This is a genomic window from Oleiphilus sp. HI0125, from assembly GCF_001635355.1.
The window spans coordinates 1-1,072 of sequence record NZ_LWGF01000253.1 but is presented as its reverse complement, the minus strand read 5'-3'; the positions used below and the strand labels follow the sequence as shown (position 1 = coordinate 1,072).

General features: G+C 44.3%; 1 protein-coding gene and 1 tRNA gene. Both read left to right on the top strand.

The features are described 5' to 3' along the window. Nucleotides 1-690, top strand: a 690-nt coding sequence (rpoD, locus tag A3762_RS03715; RefSeq protein WP_068754150.1) for an RNA polymerase sigma factor RpoD, incomplete at its 5' end; no start/stop codon positions are given. A gap of 111 nt (nucleotides 691-801) precedes the next feature. Continuing rightward, nucleotides 802-878, top strand: a tRNA-Ile gene (locus A3762_RS03710). Nucleotides 879-1,072 lie beyond the last annotated feature (194 nt).

Genomic DNA, 1,072 nt, shown 5'->3' with positions numbered 1-1,072 from the left:
CGTCTTGTTATCTCGATTGCGAAAAAATACACCAACCGTGGTTTGCAGTTCCTTGATCTGATTCAGGAAGGCAACATTGGTTTGATGAAAGCCGTAGATAAGTTTGAGTATCGTCGCGGTTATAAGTTTTCTACTTACGCAACTTGGTGGATTCGTCAGGCGATTACGCGTTCTATTGCAGACCAAGCGCGTACAATCCGTATTCCAGTGCACATGATCGAAACGATCAACAAGTTGAATCGTATTTCTCGTCAGATGTTGCAAGAAATGGGTCGTGAACCAACGCCTGAAGAGCTTGGTGAACGCATGGATATGCCGGAAGAGAAGGTACGTAAAGTACTGAAGATCGCTAAGGAGCCAATCTCTATGGAAACACCAATCGGTGACGATGAAGATTCGCATCTTGGTGATTTTATCGAAGATACTATGGCTGAATCTCCAGTGGATACAGCAACAGGTGAAGGTCTTAAAGAAGCAACACGTAGTGTTCTTTCTGGTTTGACTGCTCGTGAAGCGAAAGTACTTCGTATGCGTTTTGGTATTGAAATGAATACGGACCACACTTTGGAAGAAGTTGGTAAGCAGTTTGATGTAACGCGTGAGCGTATTCGTCAGATAGAAGCCAAAGCGTTGCGTAAATTACGCCACCCAACGCGCTCTGATCATTTACGCAGCTTCTTAGACGAATAATCGTCTAGCAAAGTTTAAAGGGGCGCATTATAATGCGCCCCTTCTTCATTTAAGGCTCTCTTAGATGAAGAGATCCCCCTTCGCTCATTTTCGAAAGAGCAAAGCAAGAATGGGCCTTTAGCTCAGTTGGTTAGAGCACCCGACTCATAATCGGTAGGTCCCCAGTTCAAGTCTGGGAAGGCCCACCATTTTTGCTTGAATTTTATCCCTTCTGGTGTGGGAACCATATGTTGGCCATCTGGCCACTTTATGGTCTTCTAGGTTAACAAATTTGGCCATATGCCAAAGCGGAACGTAGCAAAAAGTGTCCCTATGGTAGCTTTGTTATGCATTTTGGGTGCATGAACCCTCAAACTAATGCATGATAGGACTAACCTTATAT